At 44.7% G+C, this 21,792-nt stretch carries 19 protein-coding genes; 17 read left to right on the top strand and 2 right to left on the bottom strand.

Annotated features, from left to right (window positions below):
• Nucleotides 1-18 precede the first annotated feature (18 nt).
• On the top strand, nt 19-1,035 hold the full coding sequence (locus tag MKY14_RS14680; RefSeq protein ID WP_076179378.1) for a LacI family DNA-binding transcriptional regulator: 1,017 nt from the start codon (nt 19-21) through the stop codon (nt 1,033-1,035).
• Nucleotides 1,036-1,547: 512 nt separating this feature from the next.
• Here the strand turns inward: MKY14_RS14680 and MKY14_RS14675 are convergent.
• Nucleotides 1,548-2,498 (bottom strand): sugar kinase, encoded by a 951-nt coding sequence (locus MKY14_RS14675; RefSeq protein ID WP_340976722.1) that lies wholly within the window; start codon nt 2,496-2,498, stop codon nt 1,548-1,550.
• 346 nt (nt 2,499-2,844) lie between these two features.
• Between MKY14_RS14675 and MKY14_RS14670 the strand changes: the two genes are divergently transcribed.
• From MKY14_RS14670 to MKY14_RS14645, 6 genes are all read left to right on the top strand, one after another.
• Nucleotides 2,845-3,486: a bifunctional 2-keto-4-hydroxyglutarate aldolase/2-keto-3-deoxy-6-phosphogluconate aldolase gene (locus MKY14_RS14670; protein ID WP_038572952.1), complete on the top strand. Its 642-nt coding sequence runs from the start codon at nt 2,845-2,847 to the stop codon at nt 3,484-3,486.
• A 238-nt stretch (nt 3,487-3,724) separates the two neighbouring features.
• A complete protein-coding gene (locus tag MKY14_RS14665) occupies nt 3,725-3,961 on the top strand; it encodes a hypothetical protein (RefSeq protein ID WP_038572950.1) in 237 nt (78 codons plus the stop codon).
• A 308-nt stretch (nt 3,962-4,269) separates the two neighbouring features.
• The gene (locus MKY14_RS14660; RefSeq protein ID WP_036677530.1) at nt 4,270-4,818 is read left to right on the top strand and encodes an RNA polymerase sigma factor; all 549 of its coding nucleotides are present in this window, start codon (nt 4,270-4,272) and stop codon (nt 4,816-4,818) included.
• Nucleotides 4,815-6,071 carry an anti-sigma factor family protein gene (locus tag MKY14_RS14655; protein ID WP_340976720.1) on the top strand — a complete coding sequence of 419 codons (1,257 nt, stop codon included), beginning with the start codon at nt 4,815-4,817 and terminating at the stop codon, nt 6,069-6,071. Before MKY14_RS14660 ends, MKY14_RS14655 begins: the two co-directional genes overlap by 4 nt.
• Before the next feature lie 276 nt (nt 6,072-6,347).
• Nucleotides 6,348-7,367: a DNA polymerase III subunit delta gene (gene holA, locus MKY14_RS14650; RefSeq protein WP_036677525.1), complete on the top strand. Its 1,020-nt coding sequence runs from the start codon at nt 6,348-6,350 to the stop codon at nt 7,365-7,367.
• 37 nt (nt 7,368-7,404) lie between these two features.
• Nucleotides 7,405-7,893 (top strand): hypothetical protein, encoded by a 489-nt coding sequence (locus tag MKY14_RS14645; RefSeq protein ID WP_076185489.1) that lies wholly within the window; start codon nt 7,405-7,407, stop codon nt 7,891-7,893.
• Nucleotides 7,894-8,042: 149 nt separating this feature from the next.
• Here the strand turns inward: MKY14_RS14645 and rpsT are convergent, their stop codons facing one another.
• On the bottom strand, nt 8,043-8,315 hold the full coding sequence (gene rpsT / locus MKY14_RS14640; protein ID WP_036677521.1) for a 30S ribosomal protein S20: 273 nt from the start codon (nt 8,313-8,315) through the stop codon (nt 8,043-8,045).
• Nucleotides 8,316-8,555: 240 nt separating this feature from the next.
• Between rpsT and gpr the strand changes: the two genes are divergently transcribed.
• The 10 genes from gpr to MKY14_RS14590 all read left to right on the top strand — a co-directional run bounded on the left by gpr (nt 8,556) and on the right by MKY14_RS14590 (nt 21,753).
• The gene (gene gpr, locus MKY14_RS14635) at nt 8,556-9,557 is read left to right on the top strand and encodes a GPR endopeptidase (RefSeq protein ID WP_036677518.1); all 1,002 of its coding nucleotides are present in this window, start codon (nt 8,556-8,558) and stop codon (nt 9,555-9,557) included.
• Between the two features lie 156 nt (nt 9,558-9,713).
• Nucleotides 9,714-11,051, top strand: coding sequence for a stage II sporulation protein P (locus tag MKY14_RS14630; RefSeq protein WP_076129693.1), 1,338 nt, complete (start codon nt 9,714-9,716; stop codon nt 11,049-11,051).
• 35 nt (nt 11,052-11,086) lie between these two features.
• A complete protein-coding gene (locus MKY14_RS14625) occupies nt 11,087-11,572 on the top strand; it encodes a hypothetical protein (protein WP_340976718.1) in 486 nt (161 codons plus the stop codon).
• Nucleotides 11,573-11,712: 140 nt separating this feature from the next.
• On the top strand, nt 11,713-13,527 hold the full coding sequence (gene lepA / locus MKY14_RS14620) for a translation elongation factor 4 (protein ID WP_036677511.1): 1,815 nt from the start codon (nt 11,713-11,715) through the stop codon (nt 13,525-13,527).
• 105 nt (nt 13,528-13,632) lie between these two features.
• Nucleotides 13,633-15,438, top strand: coding sequence for a sensor histidine kinase (locus MKY14_RS14615; protein ID WP_248549491.1), 1,806 nt, complete (start codon nt 13,633-13,635; stop codon nt 15,436-15,438).
• Nucleotides 15,423-16,190 carry a response regulator transcription factor gene (locus MKY14_RS14610; protein WP_076141556.1) on the top strand — a complete coding sequence of 256 codons (768 nt, stop codon included), beginning with the start codon at nt 15,423-15,425 and terminating at the stop codon, nt 16,188-16,190. The genes MKY14_RS14615 and MKY14_RS14610 overlap by 16 nt, the downstream gene beginning before the upstream one ends.
• Before the next feature lie 95 nt (nt 16,191-16,285).
• On the top strand, nt 16,286-17,590 hold the full coding sequence (locus MKY14_RS14605; protein WP_076185485.1) for an ABC transporter substrate-binding protein: 1,305 nt from the start codon (nt 16,286-16,288) through the stop codon (nt 17,588-17,590).
• A gap of 91 nt (nt 17,591-17,681) precedes the next feature.
• Nucleotides 17,682-18,566 (top strand): carbohydrate ABC transporter permease, encoded by an 885-nt coding sequence (locus MKY14_RS14600; protein ID WP_249267723.1) that lies wholly within the window; start codon nt 17,682-17,684, stop codon nt 18,564-18,566.
• A gap of 63 nt (nt 18,567-18,629) precedes the next feature.
• Nucleotides 18,630-19,457 carry a carbohydrate ABC transporter permease gene (locus MKY14_RS14595; RefSeq protein WP_076129699.1) on the top strand — a complete coding sequence of 276 codons (828 nt, stop codon included), beginning with the start codon at nt 18,630-18,632 and terminating at the stop codon, nt 19,455-19,457.
• Between the two features lie 19 nt (nt 19,458-19,476).
• Nucleotides 19,477-21,753 (top strand): FAD-dependent oxidoreductase, encoded by a 2,277-nt coding sequence (locus MKY14_RS14590; protein ID WP_340976715.1) that lies wholly within the window; start codon nt 19,477-19,479, stop codon nt 21,751-21,753.
• The last annotated feature ends 39 nt before the right edge of the window (nt 21,754-21,792 follow it).

Genomic DNA, 21,792 nt, shown 5'->3' with positions numbered 1-21,792 from the left:
AAGAGTGGAGCCGAAGCGATGAAGAAGTTAACGATTGATGATGTGGCTCAAAAAGCGGGAGTTTCGAAAAGTACGGTCTCCCAATTTTTGAACAAACGTTTTAAATATATGAGCGAAGCGACGAAAAACCGGATTGAGGCCGTAATTGAAGAGCTTAATTATCAGCCAAATGGTCTGGCGCGCAGTCTGAAGCAGAACCGGACGCATATGGTCGGGATCATCGTAGCTAATATTGACTACACGCTGTCAATCCAATGTATCCGGGCGATTGAGAATGAGCTGCAGCATCACGGAATCCAAGTGATCATATGCAACGCAGATGAGAATGCGGAGAAAGAAAGCAAATATGTAGAAACCTTAATCGCTCGTCAGGTGGATGGGCTGATTATTTTTCCTACAGGGAATAACCCGTCTGCCTATAGCAAGCTGGTAGAGGCTGATTTCCCGCTAGTCTTTATGGATCGTCTAGTAGATGGAATCACCACGCAGAGTCTATTGCTGGATAATGAAATGGCGGCAAAGATAGGCGTAGGGCAGCTAATTCAGCAAGGCCATGAGCGGATTGCTCTGGTGTCCCTTCCAATTGGGGAGCATGCGATTACCCCTCGGAAAGAGCGGATTAGTGGCTACAAAAAAGCGATGGAAGAAGCGGGCATAACGCTGCGTGAGGAGTATATTTGCAGTGTATCCAAAGAGGAATTAGCTTCGGGGCTGGAACACTTATTAGCACTGCCGGAGCCGCCAACTGCACTGCTGGCTACGAACGACATCACACTAGCGGAAATTCTGAAATATGCGAATCGAAATGCCATCTCTATTCCAGAACAGTTGTCGGTCATCGGGATAGATGATGCGGAATTCGCGCAAATTTATAATCCGGTCATTACGACAATCCGTCAGCCTGCTTACGAGATGGGGATGCAGGCTGCCAAGATTATACTCTCTTGTATCGAGGATAAGGGAGCTTCTGTTCCAATTACATATCGTTTCCCGCCGACCTTGCAGCAAGGGCAGTCGGTGAAGTCTTACAAATAAGTTTGAACTATAAAAAGGGGAGTGCCCAGCAGCTATTTCTTAGCTTGCTGGGCACTCCCCTTTTATTGGACCTAACTTTATCTAAACACTAAACTTGGGTTTGATTGGTAATATTTTCGCGTAAGAAGTCGCTATCGGACTCAGCTGACCTTATATGCACTATAATCCCATATTTGGAGTGCTATCGGACCCCATCGCAGCTATCGGCATGGAAAACATGCTAAATGCCCTTTTTCATAAGGAATAGTGTCACTGGAGTCCGAAACTACGCCGCAAAGGTGAAAAAATTGCAAATAGCGTCTTCTGGGTCCGAAAGCCCTGAGGTACGTGATTACACTGCTGAAGCATAGCAATAGCAATAGCAATAGCAATAGCAATAGCAATAGCAATAGCAATAGCATAGCCATAGCAAATAGCATAGCCATAGCAATAGCAGCCAATCAGCGACCCAAAAAGCAGAGCAGCGCTCCTCCAATAACGGAGAATCGCTGCTCTGTGTCTTTTTGCAATTATTAGACTTCTTGTTGCATAAACTTCGCAAGTTCCTCACGGGTGGGAAGTCCGTCCATATCGCCTGGCGACATGACGGCTAACGCACCGATCGCATTGCCGCGTTTGACGGCCTCAGCAATCGGATGCTTTTCCAGCATCGCACTGATTACGCCAACCGCAAATCCATCACCTGCACCCACCGTATCAACAACCTGCTCCACCTTGAATCCGTCCACGTAACCTTCCCCAGCAGAGGATTTATAGTAAGCGCCTTCAGGGCCAAGCTTGATGACGACTAAGCTTATGCCACGCTCCAGGTAATAGTCTGCAATCTCTTCGGGTGTGCTCAGTCCGGTAAGGATTTTACCTTCACCGAGTCCCGGCAGGAACCAGTCGCAGCGTGGAGCCAGATCATTGATGGTACTCACCATTGTTTCTGTATCCGGCCATAAGCTGGGACGCAGATTAGGATCCAGAGAGATCGTCTTTCCTTTACTCTTCATAAATTCCATAGCGTGAATAGAAAATTCATGACAGCTCTTGGACAAAGCGGCGGAGATACTTGTAACATGCAGATGTCCTGCGGAATTGAAGTAGGCCTCGTCGAAATCCTCCAGACTAAGCGTGGAGGCCGCGGAGTTTTTGCGGAAGTATTCGACCTTTGGATCGCCGGTAACCACTTTCGATTTGATAAGCATACCTGTTGAATACTCTTTAGTAAAAGTAATATTGTCCGTATTAATGTTCTCGTTCTTCATCGCCTGTGCAATGAATGTGCCAAAGTTATCTTCGCCAAGCTTCGTAACATAACCTGTAGGATGATTCAAACGCGACAAGCCTGTAGCCACGTTGCTTTCTGCACCTGCTAATGCTTTGGAGAACGAAAATACTTCATGCAGAGGACCGGCCTCATTCGCATAAAACATCGCCATCGGCTCCCCGAAAGTGACGGCATCCAGCTGTTTACTCATTTTTAGTTCCTCCTAGGGTAATGATTTTATCCCAGTATAATGATTTGTAATTTGAAATTATCACATAAATCGGTTTTGTACAATAAAAGAATAATTGTTAACCAAAAAACTTTTTTCGTAAAAAGAAAATAATGTTTCCATAAACCCTTGTTTTATAAAGGTTTTTCTTAAATTTTATTACTTATTTTCACCTGATGTAATAAAAATGTATTGACTGTTAATCGTATTGTTATTACTATTTCCTTATAGAACAAAACGCAATAATTAGTAAATTTAATAAAAAAGTTTATCTAAAAAAGTATTTCCTGTTTATCTATGATCGTACCAAGAGAAAGGGAGTCTACTGATGAAGAAAATGAAAGTATTGCAGAATGTGGCATCCGTCGGGGTTGTAGCGGTTATTCGAGCAGATAGTGCTGAGGAAGCTTTTAAGATGTCCGTTGCTTGTATAGAAGGCGGTCTAAATAATATTGAGGTAACTTTTACTACACCAGACGCGGATGTGGCGATTAAGAGATTGGTTGCTGAGTACGGAAGTCGTGCGGTGATTGGCGCCGGAACTGTCTTGGACCCCTTAACAGCTAGAATAGCCATTCTTGCAGGTTCAGAGTTTGTGGTTAGTCCCTCTTTTGAAGTGGAGACAGCTAAGATGTGTAATCTTTATGGCATTCCCTATATGCCTGGTTGCATGACATTAAATGAAATGAAGGAAGCGCTGAAGTACGGCGTGGATGTGCTTAAATTGTTCCCTGGCAGTGCTTTCGGGCCGGATTATGTAAAAGCGGTTAAAGGTCCTATGCCACATGTAAATATTATGCCGACCGGTGGCGTGGATTTGAACAATATGGAGAAGTGGATTGCAAACGGCTGCATGGCTGTGGGCATTGGGGGGAATTTGACTGCACCGGCGAAGAATGGCCGATACGATCAGATTACTGATCTTGCTGCCCAATATGTGGCGAAGTTTAAAGAGATAAAAGGGATTTAATGTATAGTTTGAACGGAGATTGAAATCCTGATTTGCGTTTTTATTTATAGGCTGTGTGGCTGACAGACGTTGGCCATGCAGCCTTTTTATGTTGATTTTCTTTGAGCTGTCAATATTCCTTTTATTCTATGCTTTTTAGAAAGTATAGAATCGGGATAAAGATAATAAACTATATAATAGAAGAGTAGTGATACATGGACTGAACGTCAGGATTTATTATCCAGCCGGGAGTGAGTATATGCCTGCTTATAATGATAAAAAGCTGTATCAAGCAGCGGATGAAGATGATGCTGAGTACGTAGAAATTGAGTCGGCATTCCATGGTTGTAAGGTGACGGAAGGGCAGATCTACAGATTAGAGCGCAATTACAATAACCCTCAATTATTTGAGAATGGAGAAGCCTATGTGGTGGATGATGAGACTAGGGAAAACTACGCGGTCTTCATGCTCTGCAAAATTGCGCTCTATAAATAGAGTTTCTTGCTCGATACCGGAGGGTAATATTTAAGACAGACGGCTTCATTTCCGACAAGGGGATAGGCCGTTTCTTTTGATGTCATTTTTGTTACTAAGATAGTGAAAAAGAGTATTTGAATGATTGTTGTTTCCCCTGTATGCTTAGTAGGAATTATTGGCTGTGCAATGCGGGATAGCGCGTTGTAACGGCTGGCTTAACATGACGTTCTAAGAAAAGTTTGGTATTCTAAAAATATTAATTACACGGTTGCAACAAATTCGCAGTCTTGCGCGTCAGTAAGATTGCATAGAGAGGGGGAACCTTCGTGGTGGAGCAGGGACTCATCAGAGCCGCTCAAGCGGGCGATCGCGACGCTCTAATCACCCTATTGCGAGAAATTGAAGGACATGTATATAAAACGGCCTTCTACATTTTGCATAATGAACAAGATGCGCTAGATGCATCTCAGGAAGCCTTGATCCGGGTTTATACAAAAATCGGCTCATATGAGGAGAAGGCCCAGTTCAAAACGTGGGTTCAGCGAATCGTCACTAACATTTGCATTGATAAATTCAGAAGAACTAAACCTACAGTTTCTATTGATGAACATGAAATGGTGTTTCAGGATAAACACAATGTGGAACGTGAGGTTCTATCCTCTTATTTAGCTGAGGATATACGCGAAGCGATTGATCAATTGCCCGAGCATCATCGGACAGTCATCGTCCTGCGCTATTTACAGGATTTTTCTTACAACGAGATTGCAGATTGTCTGGATTTGCCCTTGAATACAGTGAAATCATACTTATTTCGGGCTAGACAGCAACTGCAGAATAGACTTCAGGAGTACCAGAAAGGTGGTGTATCGGGATGAAATGCGCGGAGGTGATGGAATGGATGCACCGCTATTTAGACAAAGATTTGAGTCAAGATGAGATTGTTGAGATGTTCCGTCATATCGATAATTGTCCTTCCTGCGCGGAAGTCTTTGAGCGCCTGACACTTCTCTCCAATGAATTGGAGCAGTTGCCAGACGTGAAACCCCCGTTTAGTCTGGTTGACTCTATTTTACCTCAGCTTGCAGAATTGGATCGAAGCAGTCGTGAACAGAGTGCTGTGAGATCTGAGGAGCCGGTTGTTGTCCCATTTTCACGTGAAAGCTCCCGCGGTAAACCTTCCAAGGGAACCTCTATAGCAACACGGACAGGCATTGGAGCTATTGCAGCTGCCGTTCTATTAGGGATCGCAATATTTAATATGCCCGATAAAATGCCTGGGGCAGAAGTAGAACAAAGGATGCAGGATAGTGCTAAAACAGCCAGCGATGATACTAAGGATACAGCAATGGAATCACAAGCTTCTATTACTGCTAACTCTGATGGAGCTTCTCCTGCCGCTGGTGGAGAGAACGAGGGCGCTGCGCAGTATAAGACGGATGCACCGGTAATGAACGAAGATAACGCCGCTTTAGATAGAGCGACAGGACCAGTGGACCCTACCTCGATGCCAAGTGCACCGGCGGATGCAGCTGATGCGGGAGCTGGAGCTGGAGGGCGGTCGATCACCGAACCGCCTCAAAGCGCAGATCCTAAGCCTACAGAGAAAATTGTTTCGCCAAAGCAGGATATCGCCACGAAATCTCATAATTCAGATTCTAGCAACGCCAGTAGCAATCAGCTAAAGGTGGATAATAAGGAGCAAACTGCTGATATGAATTTAGACAGCGCAGCCGATTCTGCTCCGCTGATGGAGGATTCTTTAGAGATTCCTTATGACTATGGACGGGAAGTTATGAGCTTAAGCAGTTCTGATGAATCTAATGTGCAGACCTGGACTTCCCCTGATGGTCAGTATGCTATAGAATTTATTGGATTGCAGCTTGTGATTTATAAGAAGTCGCCAGCGGGCTCAACGGAAGAACGGTTAGCCGTAAACTCTTATCCGCTGGAAGGAAATTGGATTTCTGGTGAATGGTCTGCGGACAGCTCGAAGTTTACGTACGTGACTGAAAAAGATGGTGTGAATGTAACCAAGGTGTACACTGTACAGGAAGCAGTTTCTTCAAGTCCGGCTGCATCCCCTGGGGCGACACCAACGAACACTCCAACCTCATCTTCAACAAATTAAAGTGGGGTTGGAACTTTTTTCGAAGTTTCTGAATATACTATATCAACAGGACAGGAACTAGAAAGTATAGGTTTTGCAGAACATCGGTATGACCGCCGGATGCGGAGTTTCTAGAGCTTCGCACTCCGTCGTTTATATAGATGCGCCGCTTAAACGGAGAGGCTTTGGCCATGGCTGCCAGAGTTTCTCCGTTTTTGCATGCATTTTTGTAGTTTTTTTTGCTACAATAGAACTCTGGACAAAATGGGCTAGATGAATGGAAAAGGAAGTGGCGGGATGGATGCCAAAACGGCGATAAAAGAAATCAAACAAGGGAAGATCTCACCGTTATATGTTTTATATGGCAGTGAGAAATTTCGAATGAATGAATTCACGGCACTGCTGGAAGAACAGCTGATTGCTAAAGAGGATCGTGATTTCGCAGTTATTCCCTTTGATCTCTCTGAGACGCCGGTGCAGGCTGTGGTAGAAGAAGCGGAGACTGTGCCATTTATGGTAGAACGTAAATTATTGCTGGTGCGGGATGCCTCGTTATTTACAGCGGGCAAAGAAAATGCCAAACTGGAGCATCGTATAGATCTTTTAAGTGACTATTTGCAGCATCCTGTAGACTTCAGTGTAATCGTCTTTATGGTGAATAATGATAAGCTGGATGAGCGTAAAAAAATTGTGAAGACTGTCAAATCAGTGGGCACAGTATTAGCCTTTAATCCGCTGGGAGCAGAAGAGCTGCTGCGCTGGGTGGAAAAAGGAATTCGTGAGCGGGGTTGTGTAATGGCACCTGGCACGGCAGAAATTCTTATAACGAATGCAGGCACAGGCTTGCAAGGTTTATCTGCAGAGATGGACAAGCTTTGTTTATTCGCTGGTAAGGGCGGCACTGTGGATGCGGGGGCCGTAGAGAGTCTGGTACACCGTGGAACAGAACAAAATGTGTTTACGCTTGTTGAGGATATCGCTAATCTGCGTCTTGATAAGGCGCTTGATACATTATATGAGCTGCTGAAGCAGCGTGAGGAACCGATCAAGATCGCAGCGCTGGTTGCGCGGCAGTTCCGCATTATTTTGCAGGTTAAGGATTTATCAGCACATAGTTATTCGCAGGGACAGATTGCGTCACAGATCGGATTGCATCCATATGCGGTTAAGCTTGCTGGGGAGCAGGCCCATAAGTTCTCCAGTGAACGATTGCGGCAAATCTTAAGTGCATTGGCGGATCTGGATTATAAAATGAAAACAGGGGCTATAGACAAAGTGCTAGGGCTGGAGCTGTTCATGCTGCGTTTAGGTGTCTGAGCTAAGAAGGGGAAAAAGTATTGGAGATGATCTGACTATGAAAAGAATATTTCAATATTCGGCACTGCTGTTACTCGTTCTATTAATTAGTTCCTGTGGCAAAACGGATACTAATTCACCGTCAGATTCAGCTTCTGAGTCGCCTGCGAATACGAATACCTCTGCAGATGCACCTTCTTATTTTGGGGAATGGAGTGTACAAGGTCTAGTAGGTTCTACACCTGTCTCGGCAGCGGAGGATGAAAAGCTTATTGGAATGCGGGTAACTTATTCGCAAGAAAAGGCATCTTTTGATAAAGATGAAATTATGAACCCTGAATATAAGGAAGAGAACATAACAAAGGATGACTTTTTTAACGAATACAGAAATGAATTAAGCGACCTTGGCATCGAGACGGAATCGGTTATGACGGTATCTATAAATAATTGGACGAATCCCGGTAGCAGTTTTATTGTTAAAGACGATCAAACGATGATTTTTTTATGGGATGGTAACTATTATGAAATGAAAAAAGAGAATAAATAAATGAAAGAAGACCGCCTCTCTGAGGGGGTCTTCTTTCATTTAATAAACATCTCTTAAACACTACTTATTATTAATTAATAGACACAAAAAAACCTAACCGTATGAAGCATAGCGGTCAGGTTCTTCAATTGCTCATTATGAATGTCGTCTTAGGCTTGAGCCGTAAGAGCGTTCAATTTCTTCGCCAAGCGGGATTTTTTGCGGGCAGCCGCATTTTTATGAACCAGACCTTTACTTACGGCCTTGTCCAGCTTTTTGGAAGCAGCTAGGAAAGCAGCTTGAGCAGTTTCTACTTCCGTACCAGTCAGAGCTACATCAGCAGTTTTCACAGCTGTACGAAGCGCGGATTTTTGGGAAGCATTCAGTGCACGGCGTTTTTCGTTCGTGTTTACGCGTTTAACCGCGGATTTAATATTTGGCATTGCATTCACCTCCTGTAAGACATTCGAAATCATTATCAAATGATTCACAACTTAAAATAGTTTAGCATGACCGGTAGCAAAAAGCAATACTTAAAGCTTTCAAATTAAACCTCCGTATCCTGCATAAACATTGGCTTTCTCTCGCACACTATCGACAAAAGAGCATAGGCAGAAGCTTGCCAAATGAGGATGAACTCATGGAAGTGTATGCTTACAAAACTTTTAGGAGGCTGGTACACAATGGAACCGGATCTGCAGCTATATTCTGTGCGCACCGATTTGGCATTAGAGGCAAAGGAAATGGCTCAAGGCCCACAAAGAACGCCGATCCCTGGTGTGAACGAAGAAGTGGAAGAGTCTGATGGGATTAAAGTGACCCGTCTTGGTGTAGCTAATGCTGCCGGATCACAGGCAATAGGACGCGCAATTGGCAACTATGTAACCCTTGAGGTACCCGCTCTGCGTGGCGGAGATACAGGCTTGCAGCAAAAGGTGGCAGAAGTTTTTGCCCGCGAATTTGAGGACTTTTTGATCAGAATTGGGATTGGCAAGGATGCATCTGTGTTGATTGTTGGTCTTGGTAACTGGAATGTTACACCGGATTCACTGGGTCCTTTAGTGGTGGAGAACTCACTCATTACGCGGCAGTTCTATGAGCTGGTTCCGGATCAGATCTCCCCTGGTTATCGTAAGGTGAGCGCTATTGCTCCTGGAGTGCTTGGGCTGACTGGGATTGAGTCGAGTGAAGTCGTGCAGGGAATCGTGGATCGAACGAAACCTGAGCTCATTATCGCCATAGATGCGTTGGCATCCCGGTCACTGGAGCGTATCAATACGACGATTCAAATTGCCGACATTGGGATCCATCCCGGTTCGGGAATTGGCAACAAGCGACGTGGATTAACCCAAGAAATTCTGGGTGTTCCTTGTATCGCAATCGGAGTGCCCACTGTCTGCTATGCCTCAACTATTGTGAATAATGTGCTGGAGATGATGAAAAATCACTTCGGGCAAGGAGCAAACCATACGAAGGAAATCATGGGGATGCTGGACGATATCTCTGAGCAGGAACGCTTGTCATTAGTGAAGGAAGTGCTTGAACCTCTGGGGCACGATTTGATCGTCACTCCCAAGGAAATCGATGAATTTATTGAAGGGATCGCGAATATTGTGGCCAGTGGTCTGAATGCGGCTTTACATGATGCGGTTGATCCTGAGAATGTTGGCGCGTATACCCACTAACTGAATTATGGTTTGTTTAGCCCGGCGGGATGCTGAATTAAGGTATCCTGTACGGGCTTTATGTCTATTCTCTCATTTTCGGTTCTAGTATTGCTCTTGCACTCATAGATTTGGAGTATAAGAGATTACAGAGGGCTGGAGGAGGACATAACTACAATGAATAAAAAATGGTTTCAGCTTTGGAACATCGGCCGTTTAAGGGGAAAAATGCTGGATGTTTTATCGCTGGGGAGAACGATGCTGCTGTTGGCCGGAGGTTCACTAGTATTTTTTATGCTGCTTGGAGCCGGTGGATTGGCCGGACAGAAGCTTAGCTCTTCACCCATTCCTTCAATGAAGGGGCTTGCCGCCTCCCTGTCCAGTGGTTTTTTCATGGAGCTGCTGGGGATGGAGGTGCCGCATTTACCGCAGGGTAAAGAGCCTTCCGCTTTTTCAGGTGAAAAGGTAACTTCTTTCGTATTTCAGTTGCTAACCAGTGTGAATCCAGGTGACCCTAAGAGTCTAGTCTCTCGTGAAGTGCCGGGGATGGCGGCGGATGATCCATTTCTTTTGCGGAAAGGTTCGGGTGGATCTACAGGAGCACCAGTGGATTATCATCCTGGGACTGATGAACTGGCTGAGGGTGGTGAAGATGCAGAAACTTCTGTTCCGGACGAAGGGGACAAGCATGGAGATACTACAACACAGCAGCCTGAAGCGACGGTTGCACCATCCCCTGAACCATCAGCGGAGGAAGGGACGGATAAGAGTGATCCGCAAAGCGGCACAGACAGCACTAAGGATACCTCCATCAAACGGATTCTAATCTATCATTCACATCCTAGAGAGGCCTACAATCCTCTGTTAGGGGCAGCAAATGAAAATCCCAGCTCCGGAGTTTCAACTAAAAATGTAATGCTGGTAGGATCATATATTACGAAAAGACTGGAACAGCTCGGGATTGGTACGGTTCATGCCAAAGAAGATTTTCCAACCAAAATCACCGACTATAACTGGAACTTTTCCTATAAATATTCCCGGATCTTGGTTAAATCAGCACTCAGCGCAAATGAGGAAATGGATAGTTTTATCGACATTCACCGCGATTCGCAGCGTCATAGCAAAACAACAGCTGTTATTGACGGGAAAAGCTACGCACAGGTCTATTTTATTATTGGACATGCAAATAAAGACTGGAAGAAGAACGAAGAGTTTGCCAATAAGATTCATCAACAGCTTGAAAAGAATTACCCGGGAATATCTCGTGGGATATGGGGAAAAGCTGCGGGTAAAGGCAACAACGGAGAGTACAATCAGACCCTGTCTCCCAATAGTGTTTTGATTGAAGTGGGCGGAATTGATAACTCGGCTGAGGAATTAAAGCGTACGGCTGATATTTTGGCGGATGCTATCGCTGATGTTTACTGGAGCAGTCATGACGCTGAGAAGGTGAACGCACCTGAAAAAGTGGCGAATCCCACTACAACACCAAAGAAATCAAACGGAGCTTCTTAAAATAAATTACCAAGGATTAAAAAGGAGTGGTGTACATGTCGCGTTTCGGAAAAAAACTGGTTATGGTCGGGATTTGGGCAGGGATTGGCATCCTCTTAGGGATACAGTTCGGCGGAAGCGGTGGTTCAACAGTCTCTAAGATTCTGCCCGGCTGGAATGCCAGCCCGACTACACCCACCAGTCAAGTAACAGGCATGCAGCCACAGCCACAACTGCAAAAGAATGGTGTGACACAGGGTGGGCAGACTTATGTATATGTGCCAATGGTGATCGATCCTGTCACAGGTGCTTATACGGCCGTCTCTCCTTTGCCTCAAAATAGCAATACAACGCCAGCCGCAGATCCTCCTCAACAAGTTGTGGATGATTATAGTACGAAATCTCCGGAGCAAATTCTAATTCCTGAGGAGCAAAAGCCTACAGTCGATGTTCTGGCAGATAAGACGGCAGGTCTCTTGCAGCAGGCTTCCCAGAAGGGAATCCGCTGGGTAGTTTCATTGTTCGCTTCGGCAGAAAATTAACAGCAAATTTAGAAGAAACGGTTATTTCACGGGATCGTGTATAGCTGTTTCTTTTGTTTTGGGCCAGCGCGGGATTGATGGAGTAAGCTTGTACTGTTATAATAAGTGGATTAATATCAGGCTGTCTGTGGGGGTAAGGAATGACTGACGTTCAGAAAAGACAACAACAAATTCGCAATTTCTCGATTATTGCACATATAGACCATGGTAAATCGACACTAGCTGACCGCATTTTGGAATACACGGGGGCACTAACCACGCGTGAAATGCAGGAACAGGTACTCGATCAGATGGATCTGGAGCGCGAACGTGGTATCACAATAAAGCTGCAAGCCGTGCGTTTAACCTATCGTGCAGACGATGGTGTAGAGTATTATCTCAACTTGATTGATACACCGGGGCACGTCGATTTCACCTATGAAGTTTCCCGCAGTCTTGCAGCATGTGAAGGCGCACTGCTGGTTGTGGATGCGGCTCAAGGAATTGAAGCACAGACGCTGGCCAATGTGTATTTAGCACTGGATAATAACCTGGAAATCCTACCTGTGCTCAACAAAATTGATTTGCCAAACGCTGACCCTGACCGGGTAAAGCAGGAGATTGAGGATGTTATCGGGCTGGATACCAGTGAAGCGGTTATGGCATCTGCCAAAGCCGGTATCGGAATCAAGGAAATTCTGGAGCAGGTGGTGAAGCAGGTTCCTGCGCCATCCGGTAATTCAGAAGAGCCGCTTAAAGCATTGATCTTTGACTCTCACTACGATCCATACAAAGGCGTTATCGTCTATGTGCGCGTAATGGACGGGAAGATCCGTGCGGGTTCGAAGATTAAGATGATGGCAACTGAGAAGACCTTCGAGGTCATTGAAGTTGGCGCATTTATGCCACGTATGACCATTGTCGATGAATTGAACATCGGTGATGTTGGCTTTATCGTAGCTGGGATCAAGCATGTTGGAGATACCCGTGTCGGTGATACTGTCACTGACGCAAAGAATCCTACTGCTGAGCCGCTTCCGGGTTACCGTAAGATCAATCCGATGGTATATTGCGGGTTGTATCCGATTGAGACTTCCGATTATAACGATCTTCGTGAGGCACTGGAGAAGCTCCAGCTAAATGATGCTTCGCTAAGCTTTGAGCCGGAAAGCTCAAGCGCACTTGGATTTGGTTTCCGTTGCGGTTTCCTTGGACTCTTGCATATGGAGATTATTCAAGAGCGGATTGAGCGCGAGTTCAATTTGCCGCTAATCACAACAGCGCCGAGTGTTATTTACCGAATTATGCTGACCAATGGCGAAATGATCCAAATCGACAACCCGTCACATTATCCGGAGATCGGTACGATTGACTACATTGAAGAGCCGTATGTTAAAGCAGCGATCATTGTGCCTAACGACTTCGTGGGTACTGTAATGGAACTGTGCCAGAACAAACGCGGCGAGTTCGTAAATATGGAATATCTAGATACTAATCGTGTAACGATTACGTACGAGATTCCGCTGTCAGAGATCGTTTATGATTTCTTTGATCAGTTGAAATCCGGTACGAAAGGATATGCTTCTTACGACTATGAAATTTGCGGATACCGTCGTTCGAATCTGGTCAAGATGGATATCTTGCTTAACAATGAGCAGGTCGATGCCTTGTCCTTTATCGTTCACCGCGATCGTGCCTACAACCGCGGACGTATCATTTGTGAGAAGCTGCGGGGGATTATCCCACGTCAAATGTTCGAAGTGCCGATTCAAGCCTCTGTGGGTACGAAGGTGGTTGCGCGTGAAACCGTTAAGGCGATGCGCAAAAACGTACTTGCTAAATGTTACGGCGGCGATATTTCCCGTAAACGGAAGCTGCTGGAGAAGCAAAAAGAAGGTAAGAAACGCATGAAGCAAGTGGGTAGTGTAGAAGTACCACAAGAAGCGTTTATGGCAGTACTGAAGATCGACGAGTAGAAAATAGGTAGAGCCGGGAGAATATCCCGGCTCTATTTTTTTAAGCAGGAGCAGATTACAATAGGGGGAAGGATTGTAAGCACATACAAAGTGAGGGGAGTCCTCGTGAAGCGATTATATTTGAAACTTACGCCAAGTACCTTTAAGAATCGGATTTTGTTAGCTTTCTTGCTGTTGGTACTAACACCCATTGCCATACTCGTTCTATATAACTTTAAAGAGACAGAACAAATGCTGCAGGATAATGCGGAAACGAAGAATATAGAGCAGCTTATTGGTATTAAGAATGGTTTTGTTGATCTCATGAGTCTCGTGATGAAAACAGGGTCATTACTCGAACAAGATACGACGATTTTATCGATAATGAAGAATCCCGAGCAATCTGATGAAATCACGAGAAAAAAACTCGTTGAAAACAAGTTTGGAGCGATTGAAAATACATTCTTTATGAGTGGAGCGACGGTGTACTATACATTAATCGACCTTCATGGAAACGCATACACTTCCTTTATGCCAAAGGAAACCTTAAGCTACGACGAAATTCAATCGGAGGATTGGGTTCAAGCCTTGAAGCGAGAAGGAACGAATCGATATATATGGAATCCGAATGACAAGAATAATGTGGTCCGGGAAAGTACAACAAGTAAGAAAATGCTTAGTCTCTATGAGGTTATGCGTGATAATGGTTTGAATATTTATGCCTATGCAAGATTAAGTATCGATTATGAGGAGTGGTTTACCAGATCAACGTTAGGGAGTAAACAGGAAGGGGCTTTATTTCTACTCGATGCCTTGGGGGGTGTGATGCTTAATCCGCTTAAGGATGAGACTTTTTCCCCTGATATTGCGCAGAGTATTGTGAAGAGCGCCAACCAGCGGCAGACGGGGCGTGCTGCATCCATTGTCGACCCGAAGGAGGAAAGTTTATACACATACAGCTACATCGAGGAGTTAAATGGCTATGTTGTTAAAAAGGTGCAGCTAGCACAGCTATTTCTTGAGGTAGACAAGCAGAAACGACGTTTTTTTGGTGGATTTGGAATCATTCTGCTGCTATTTGTTCTATTAACTTATTTCATATCATCGACGATTACAGTACCGCTTAAGAAGCTACAGAAGAAGATGGAAATGACCGCTAAGACGAATCTCAAAATGAAATTACCCGAGCAAGGGCGGGGAGAGATTCTTGCCCTGACTCAGAGTTTCAATATCATGATCCATGATTTAAATGAGCTGTTGCAGCGACTTCAGCTTGAAGAAAAACAGAAGCAATTCGTTCGATTTCAGGTATTACTTTCGCAGATGAACCCGCATTTTCTACTAAATACATTGAATACGATAAAGAGCATTGCCTTAGATAAAGATGATGATGAAATTTATGGAATTTGTGTTGCACTAGGAAAAATATTGGAGACAACCTTAAATACTGAAGTCGATTTGATCCTGTTAAAGGATGAAATCGTACTAATAGAATCTTACATGGAGATACAGCGGCAACGTTTTGGACATGGGATTGAAATTCAATATGATATCAACGAGGAACTGCAATACGCATTAATCCCTAAATTTTGTCTGCAGCCCTTAATTGAAAATAGCTTGATTCACGGCTTCGGTCAGTCTGTAAAACAAGGGAGAATTGATATCTCCGCTAAAGTGACTGAGCAACAGCTGTATCTAAAGGTTAGAGATAACGGCATGGGGATAGAAAGAGCACAGCTGAATAAGGCTATACGGAAACGTAAAGGAATCGGTGTTCAGAATATTAGGGAGAGCTTAGAACTGTTGTTCAAGAATCAACGGACAGGTATGGACATTGTGTCATCAGACACAGGAACTGAAGTGATCATCCATTTTCCATTCCTTATTTCAAAACCTTACGATGGAGGTAAGCTCACATGTGGAGAACGTTAATTGTGGATGATGAACAACCTGCGGTTAAAAGTATACGGAAGCTATTCTTAAAGGCTGGAATCCCGTTTGAAATTATAGGTGAGGCGGAGAATGGAGAAGTAGGCTTGCAAATGATTCGTGAGCTGCAGCCTGATGTGGTAGTGACGGATATCAATATGCCAGTGATGGATGGGGTGAAGCTTCTTCAAATTGCGCGAGAGGAAGGCTTCGACTGCCGGTTTGTAATGTTAACTGCATTGAGTGAATTTGAATACGCCCGGCAGGCGCTCGTATTTGGGGCTTCGGACTACATTTTGAAGTTATCTTTAGATCTCCAAGGTTTGAAGCAGACGATGGGTAAGGTTCAGGCCGAGCTGGAGCGAATGGTGAAGATGAAGAAAGCCGATAAATGGTTTCCTGAGAAGCAACAAACGGGACCGACAGATCATGTGGAGATGAACAAAATTATAGCTTATATTGAAGAACATTATGCTGAGGACATCTCGCTCAAATCCATGTCAGAGTTGATCCGGATGGATGCCAGCTATATAAGTGACTTATTCAAGAAAAAGACAGGGAAAACGTTGACCAATTATATTCAAGAGCGTCGGATTCAGGCTGGGAAAATGCTGCTTGCAGAAACGAAGCTAACAATTAGCGAGATTGGGCAGCAAGTAGGCTTTGAGAACGATAATTATTTTATAAAAATCTTCAAAAAGTGGTGTGGTGTCACGCCAAATGAATTCCGTAAAGAACCAAAAAACGTTCTATAAGTTCCCAAATGTAGTTCATCCCCCAGAATCCGCTCTGATGATAAAGTTATAGATGTAGAGCACAACACATAATCCTTCCAAGGGGGAAGCTATCTATGAAGAAAAAGTGGTATCCTGCATTGCTTTCTGTCTTATTAGCAGGTACGATGCTGGCTGGTTGTGGGAGTGGTGGAAGTAATGAATCGCAGGGCAGTGCAAATGGAGAAACAGCAAAGGAGAAAATAAAGCTTACGATGTGGGGGGCAGTTCCTGCAGAAGCCGGGCCTCAAGCTGTAGTTGATAACTGGAATAAAGATCATCCAGATATTCAAGTCGAGTATATCCGTAATGTAAATGACGATGCAGGCAACTTAAAGCTGGACACTGCTTTGATGACCAATCAAAACATAGACCTTTTCATGAACTACGATCTTGCTCATTTACAGAAACGTATGGATGCAGGCGTTGCCTTGGATCTAAGCACGAAAACAGATTATGATATCGACAGCCAGATCGGCGAGGACGCAGCGATGTGGAAAATCAATGATAAATACTATGGGATTCCTACAAAGAAAAACATGGCGTTTGTATGGTTGAACAAAGATATGCTGGATGCAGCAGGATTACCAATTCCTGCGGTGGACTGGACTTGGTCAGATCTTGAGGAGTATGCGAAGAAGCTAACGAAACCTGGTGTGTACGGATTATTGCAGGCAGATTCCTCCTTCGCAACAACGATGGACGGTACGCTTGCTGGAATGGGTGTGAAACAGGCGGATGGTACTTCAAACTTTGGAAATGATCTCTGGAAACAGCAACTGGAAATATTGCATAACATGATGTTCGTGGACAAATCCACACCGGAATATGGGGAGCAGCTGACCAGTAAAATGCCGGTTGATACCATGTTCCTGCAAGGCAAAGCGGCAATGCTGGCAGCCGGTGAGTTTATTTTCCGCAATGCGAACAACTTGAAGGACTATCCGCATGATTTCAAAACCGCGTTCGCCGCTATTCCAAAAGTGAATAAAGATCAAAAGGATTATAAATATTCGGGCGGTGTGGGCGACATGCTTGCTCTTAATGCAAAGTCCAAGAACCTGGATGCGGCTTGGGAGTTCGCAAAATGGTATGCGGATGGCGGTATGCTGCCAATGGCAAGCGGGGGGCGTATTCCAGCCTCTAAGAGTGTAGACAGTAAGGAAGCGATGAGCCTTCTCTTGAATGGTGTAGAAGACAAATATGATACAGATTCAATGAATAATATTGTATTCGGCAAATTCCCATCCTTCCAGCTAAATGTACCTCAACAAGCCATTGATGCACGTAAAGAAGAGTATGAAAAATACTTCTTAAATAAGCAAGATATTGATACCACGATGAAAAATATGCAAACCCGTTCGCAAGAGTTAATGAAATAAAGAAATAGCTGGCACAAAAGAGAAGGAGGAAGAATTCTTCGTTCTTCTCTTTCGTGTACCCATTTTTCAGCATACGAAAGGCGGCGATACCGTGAAGCGGAGAAGCTGGATGGACAGACAAGGCTGGATCGGCATGACTTTTATTCTCCCGAATATGATTGGTATTCTCTTATTCTTTGTGATTCCTGCAATCTTTTCCTTTGTCCTGATGTTTACGAATTATCAATTTTCAAATCCGAATTGGCAATTTACCGGGCTGGATAATCTCAAACGGTTGTTCCATGACGATAATTTCTATGCCTCGATCAAATATACGGTGATATTCCTGATATCGGTTCCAGTATCGATGGTGCTCGCTTTTATTGTGGCGCTATTTCTAAACCGCAGTGTGTATCTTAAAGGATTATTGCGTGGAATGTTTTTCCTGCCGTATATCTCTAGTGGAGTAGCCGTTGCATTTGTCTGGATGCTGCTATTTCAGCCTTCACAGGGGCCCATCAATGAACTGCTTCGCTGGATTGGCATAACATCGCCGCCAGGGTGGTTTGCGGATACGGAAACCGCAATGTATGCCATTGATATCGTACAGATCTGGCTGATGCTTGGCTACAATATGATCATATATTTAGCAGCACTACAGGAAATTTCGACAGAACAGCTGGAAGCTGCCCGGATCGATGGTGCAAGCACATTCAAAACAACATGGAAAATTGTATGGCCTCTTGTTAGTCCAACAACTTTTTTATTAATGATTACCGGATTAATTATGACGATGAAATCGTTCTCGATTATTCAAGCCATTACGGCTGGAGGACCTAGCGGAAGTACGACGGTCTTATCACTATTCGTTTATAAAACAGCATTCAGTTATTACGATATGGGATATGCTTCAGTCATTTCATGGTTCTTGTTCGCCGTCATTCTCGTCATTACAGTCATTCAGTGGATCGGCCAAAAGCGCTGGGTTCATTACTAAATAACCCTACAAAGTGGTGCTTTGCGGGAGACCCCGAAACCATAAATTAAAGGAGCAGGCGGTATGAATGAAAAAGCAGGAAACATGAAGGTGAAGCTGCCAGTAACGATCATCATGTTTGTTCTAGGACTATTTATGATTGTGCCTTTTCTATGGATGCTCAGCACATCTTTCCAGACACCTGCCGAGGTGTTTAACGAATGGCTGCCTTCATCTCTCAACTGGAGCAATCATATTCGGGTGTGGACAGGAAGTTATGATTTTGTTCCGTATTATTTAAATTCACTTAAGATATCGATTATTGGAACTGCGGGAGCTGTGTTTCTATCTGCCCTTGCCGCTTACGGATTTTCACGTACTTCGTTTAAAGGGCGGGATGGCCTATTTGTCATATATCTATCCATGATGATGGTTCCACCGCAGGTGCTTTTTGTTCCTAAGTTTATCATGTTTAACTGGGTTGGGATTTACAATACGCATTTGGCCCTAATCCTTCCAGCCATGTTCTCGATCTTCGGTGTATTTATGCTTCGGCAGTTCTTTATGGGCATTCCTAAGGAAATTACGGAATCTGCTTTTCTGGATGGAGCCGGTCATTACAAAATATTTTTCCGCTTAATTCTGCCATTAGCGAAGCCGGCAATCGCTACGTTTGCTATTCTTGATTTCTCCTGGCAATGGAATGATTATGAGAATGCGCTTGTATTTTTGCAGAGCCCTAAGCTATATACCATTCCGCTTGGATTGCAGAATTTTATTCTTGAGAACAATGTGGATTACAACGGGATGATGGCCGCTTCGTCGGCTGCGATCATTCCAATGATTGTTATCTTCTTCATAGGTCAGAAATATATTATTCAAGGAATTTCTAGCTCGGCTGTGAAAGGCTAACTATAGGAGGGATACTGACATGAGAACAGAAACGGTTAAATCCGATGTGACAGTGGTCGGGGGTGGACTTGCAGGGATGAACGCGGCGATTGCTGCAGCACGTCTTGGGTTAAAGGTAGCACTGGTACAGAATCGTCCTGTACTTGGTGGTAACTCGAGTTCAGAGGTTCGGGTATGGGTATGTGGTGCAACAGGACATGGTGTAAATCGCTATGCACGTGAGACAGGCATTATGGGTGAGCTGTTCATCGAGAATCAATACCGGAACCCGGAAGGGAATCCATATCTATGGGATCTAACCTTGCTCGAAGCGGTGAAGGTAGAATCGAATATCAGCTTGTTCCTAAATACCGATGTACGTGAAGTGGAAGCGGAAGGTGAGGCAGAGGAGCGTACGATTCAGAGTGTGACCGGCTGGATGATGGGATCTGAGCGTTTAATCACGTTCGAGAGCGATGCTTTCATCGATTGTACGGGTGATGGTTTAGTGGGCTTCCTAGCAGGAGCGGATTTCCGATTAGGACGTGAAGCCCGTCATGAATTTAATGAGGAATGGGCACCAGAAGTGCCTGATAATATTACATTAGGCAGTACATTATTATTCTATACACAGGATACTGGAAAACCGGTACGTTATGTTGCACCCTCATTCGCGAAGGATATTACAACAACGTCTATCCCGATCCGCCGGGTCATTCGGAGTGGGGATTCAGGCTGTCACTATTGGTGGATTGAGTGGGGCGGCGAGCTTGATACGGTGGATGAGAATGAACGTATACGTGATGAACTATCCTCTGTTATTTATGGGATTTGGGATTACATTAAAAACTCAGGTCATTTTGATGCCGAAAATATGACGCTGGAGTGGGTTGGCTCAATTCCGGGTAAACGTGAATACAGACGGTTTGTTGGCGATACGATCTTAACGCAAAATGATATTCTTGCGCAGCGTGAATTTGCAGACCGGATTGGATTCGGAGGATGGTCGATTGATCTGCATCCACCGCAAGGGATGTACGCAGAAGAGAGTGGCTCCAAGCATCTGCATGCGGACGGGATCTACCATATTCCATTTGGTTCGCTATATTCGAAGAATGTGCGGAATCTATTCTTCGCGGGTCGTAATATCAGTGCATCTCATGTGGCTTTTGGAACCACACGTGTTATGGCAACCTGTGCGATCATGGGTGAAGCAGCTGGAGCAGGTGCAGCTTTATCCGTCATCAAAGGTGTGACCCCACGTGTAATTCGCGAGCATCATATGCATGAATTACAACAGGTGATGTTAAAGCAAGATGCTTCGATTATTGGATTACGTAACGAAGATCCACTGGACCTCGCCAGAAAAAGCGAGATTCATGCATCCAGCACGTTGAATGGTATCCTGCTGGATCGTCCAGCCGAAGCTTATGAGCTTTCTCATGATGTAGGGATTTTGTTTCCGGTTGAAGGAAGTATCCGTGGGTTAAGGCTGCTTGTGTCAGCAACTATTCAGACGCAGCTGACCGTGGAGATATGGACGACTGGACGCGCGGAAAATTACGTGCCGGCGGAGTGCAAACAGGTTGATGTTATACCAGTACAGGCTGGAGAGCAGCAATGGATTGAAGTACCGATACAAGAGGAGAAATGTAGTCTTATCGGTGAATGTAATATCTTCGCTATTATTCGAGCTAATGAACACCTTCAATTGCATATTTCACAAACCCCAATCACAGGTGTCATTACATTTGAGCGCGGTGCTAAATCCGTTGTTGATTCAGCGCTGGAGGATCATCAGCCAGATCAGCCGGTGATAGAGTGGAGCATGAAACAACTTGTACGCAGGCATTTCTGCTTTGCAGTAGAAACATCGGCATATGCTGCATCTAAAGTCATTGATGGATATGTTCGACCTTTCGCGGGGCCGCATAGCTGGGTTTCTGAGCCGATGACCGCGGGTAGATCGGAGTGGGTAGAGGTGCGTCTCCCGGATGCTGCTCCAGTCTCCGAAATCCACTTCACCTTTAATGATGATGTCAATGAAGATCTCATCAACTTACATCACCATGAAACGCCATTTCTAGTGATTCCTGAACTGGTAAAGAACTATGATGTAGAGCTGCTCATTGATGGCGCGTGGCAAGTCATGCTCCGTGTCAAAGATAACCATCGCCGGAAGAATGTTCATCGATTAGAGACGCCTGTCCTTACAGATGCTGTCCGGATCGTTATTCATGAAACTAACGGTGGAGTACATGCCGAACTTGTGGAAATGCGGATTTATCAAGAAGCAACGGCTTTGCCGTCCTTATAGGGACGGTATCCGTTTCTGCGGGAAATACAAAATATATAG

Origin of the sequence: Paenibacillus sp. FSL R5-0887, assembly GCF_038002305.1 — a bacterium.
Classification (GTDB): domain Bacteria; phylum Bacillota; class Bacilli; order Paenibacillales; family Paenibacillaceae; genus Paenibacillus_AQ; species Paenibacillus_AQ odorifer.
This window is presented reverse-complemented; position numbering and strand designations above follow the sequence as displayed.

Excerpts from the sequence above, each read along its gene's own strand:
- MKY14_RS14680 (WP_076179378.1), top strand. The coding sequence starts at position 19 with ATGAAGAAGTTAACGATTGATGATGTGGCTCAAAAAGCGGGAGTTTCG.
- MKY14_RS14675 (WP_340976722.1), bottom strand. The coding sequence starts at position 2,498 with ATGAGTAAACAGCTGGATGCCGTCACTTTCGGGGAGCCGATGGCGATG.
- MKY14_RS14670 (WP_038572952.1), top strand. The coding sequence starts at position 2,845 with ATGAAGAAAATGAAAGTATTGCAGAATGTGGCATCCGTCGGGGTTGTA.
- MKY14_RS14665 (WP_038572950.1), top strand. The coding sequence starts at position 3,725 with ATGCCTGCTTATAATGATAAAAAGCTGTATCAAGCAGCGGATGAAGAT.
- MKY14_RS14655 (WP_340976720.1), top strand. The coding sequence starts at position 4,815 with ATGAAATGCGCGGAGGTGATGGAATGGATGCACCGCTATTTAGACAAA.
- holA (WP_036677525.1), top strand. The coding sequence starts at position 6,348 with ATGGATGCCAAAACGGCGATAAAAGAAATCAAACAAGGGAAGATCTCA.
- MKY14_RS14645 (WP_076185489.1), top strand. The coding sequence starts at position 7,405 with ATGAAAAGAATATTTCAATATTCGGCACTGCTGTTACTCGTTCTATTA.
- rpsT (WP_036677521.1), bottom strand. The coding sequence starts at position 8,315 with ATGCCAAATATTAAATCCGCGGTTAAACGCGTAAACACGAACGAAAAA.
- gpr (WP_036677518.1), top strand. The coding sequence starts at position 8,556 with ATGGAACCGGATCTGCAGCTATATTCTGTGCGCACCGATTTGGCATTA.
- MKY14_RS14630 (WP_076129693.1), top strand. The coding sequence starts at position 9,714 with ATGAATAAAAAATGGTTTCAGCTTTGGAACATCGGCCGTTTAAGGGGA.
- MKY14_RS14625 (WP_340976718.1), top strand. The coding sequence starts at position 11,087 with ATGTCGCGTTTCGGAAAAAAACTGGTTATGGTCGGGATTTGGGCAGGG.
- lepA (WP_036677511.1), top strand. The coding sequence starts at position 11,713 with ATGACTGACGTTCAGAAAAGACAACAACAAATTCGCAATTTCTCGATT.
- MKY14_RS14610 (WP_076141556.1), top strand. The coding sequence starts at position 15,423 with ATGTGGAGAACGTTAATTGTGGATGATGAACAACCTGCGGTTAAAAGT.
- MKY14_RS14605 (WP_076185485.1), top strand. The coding sequence starts at position 16,286 with ATGAAGAAAAAGTGGTATCCTGCATTGCTTTCTGTCTTATTAGCAGGT.
- MKY14_RS14595 (WP_076129699.1), top strand. The coding sequence starts at position 18,630 with ATGAATGAAAAAGCAGGAAACATGAAGGTGAAGCTGCCAGTAACGATC.
- MKY14_RS14590 (WP_340976715.1), top strand. The coding sequence starts at position 19,477 with ATGAGAACAGAAACGGTTAAATCCGATGTGACAGTGGTCGGGGGTGGA.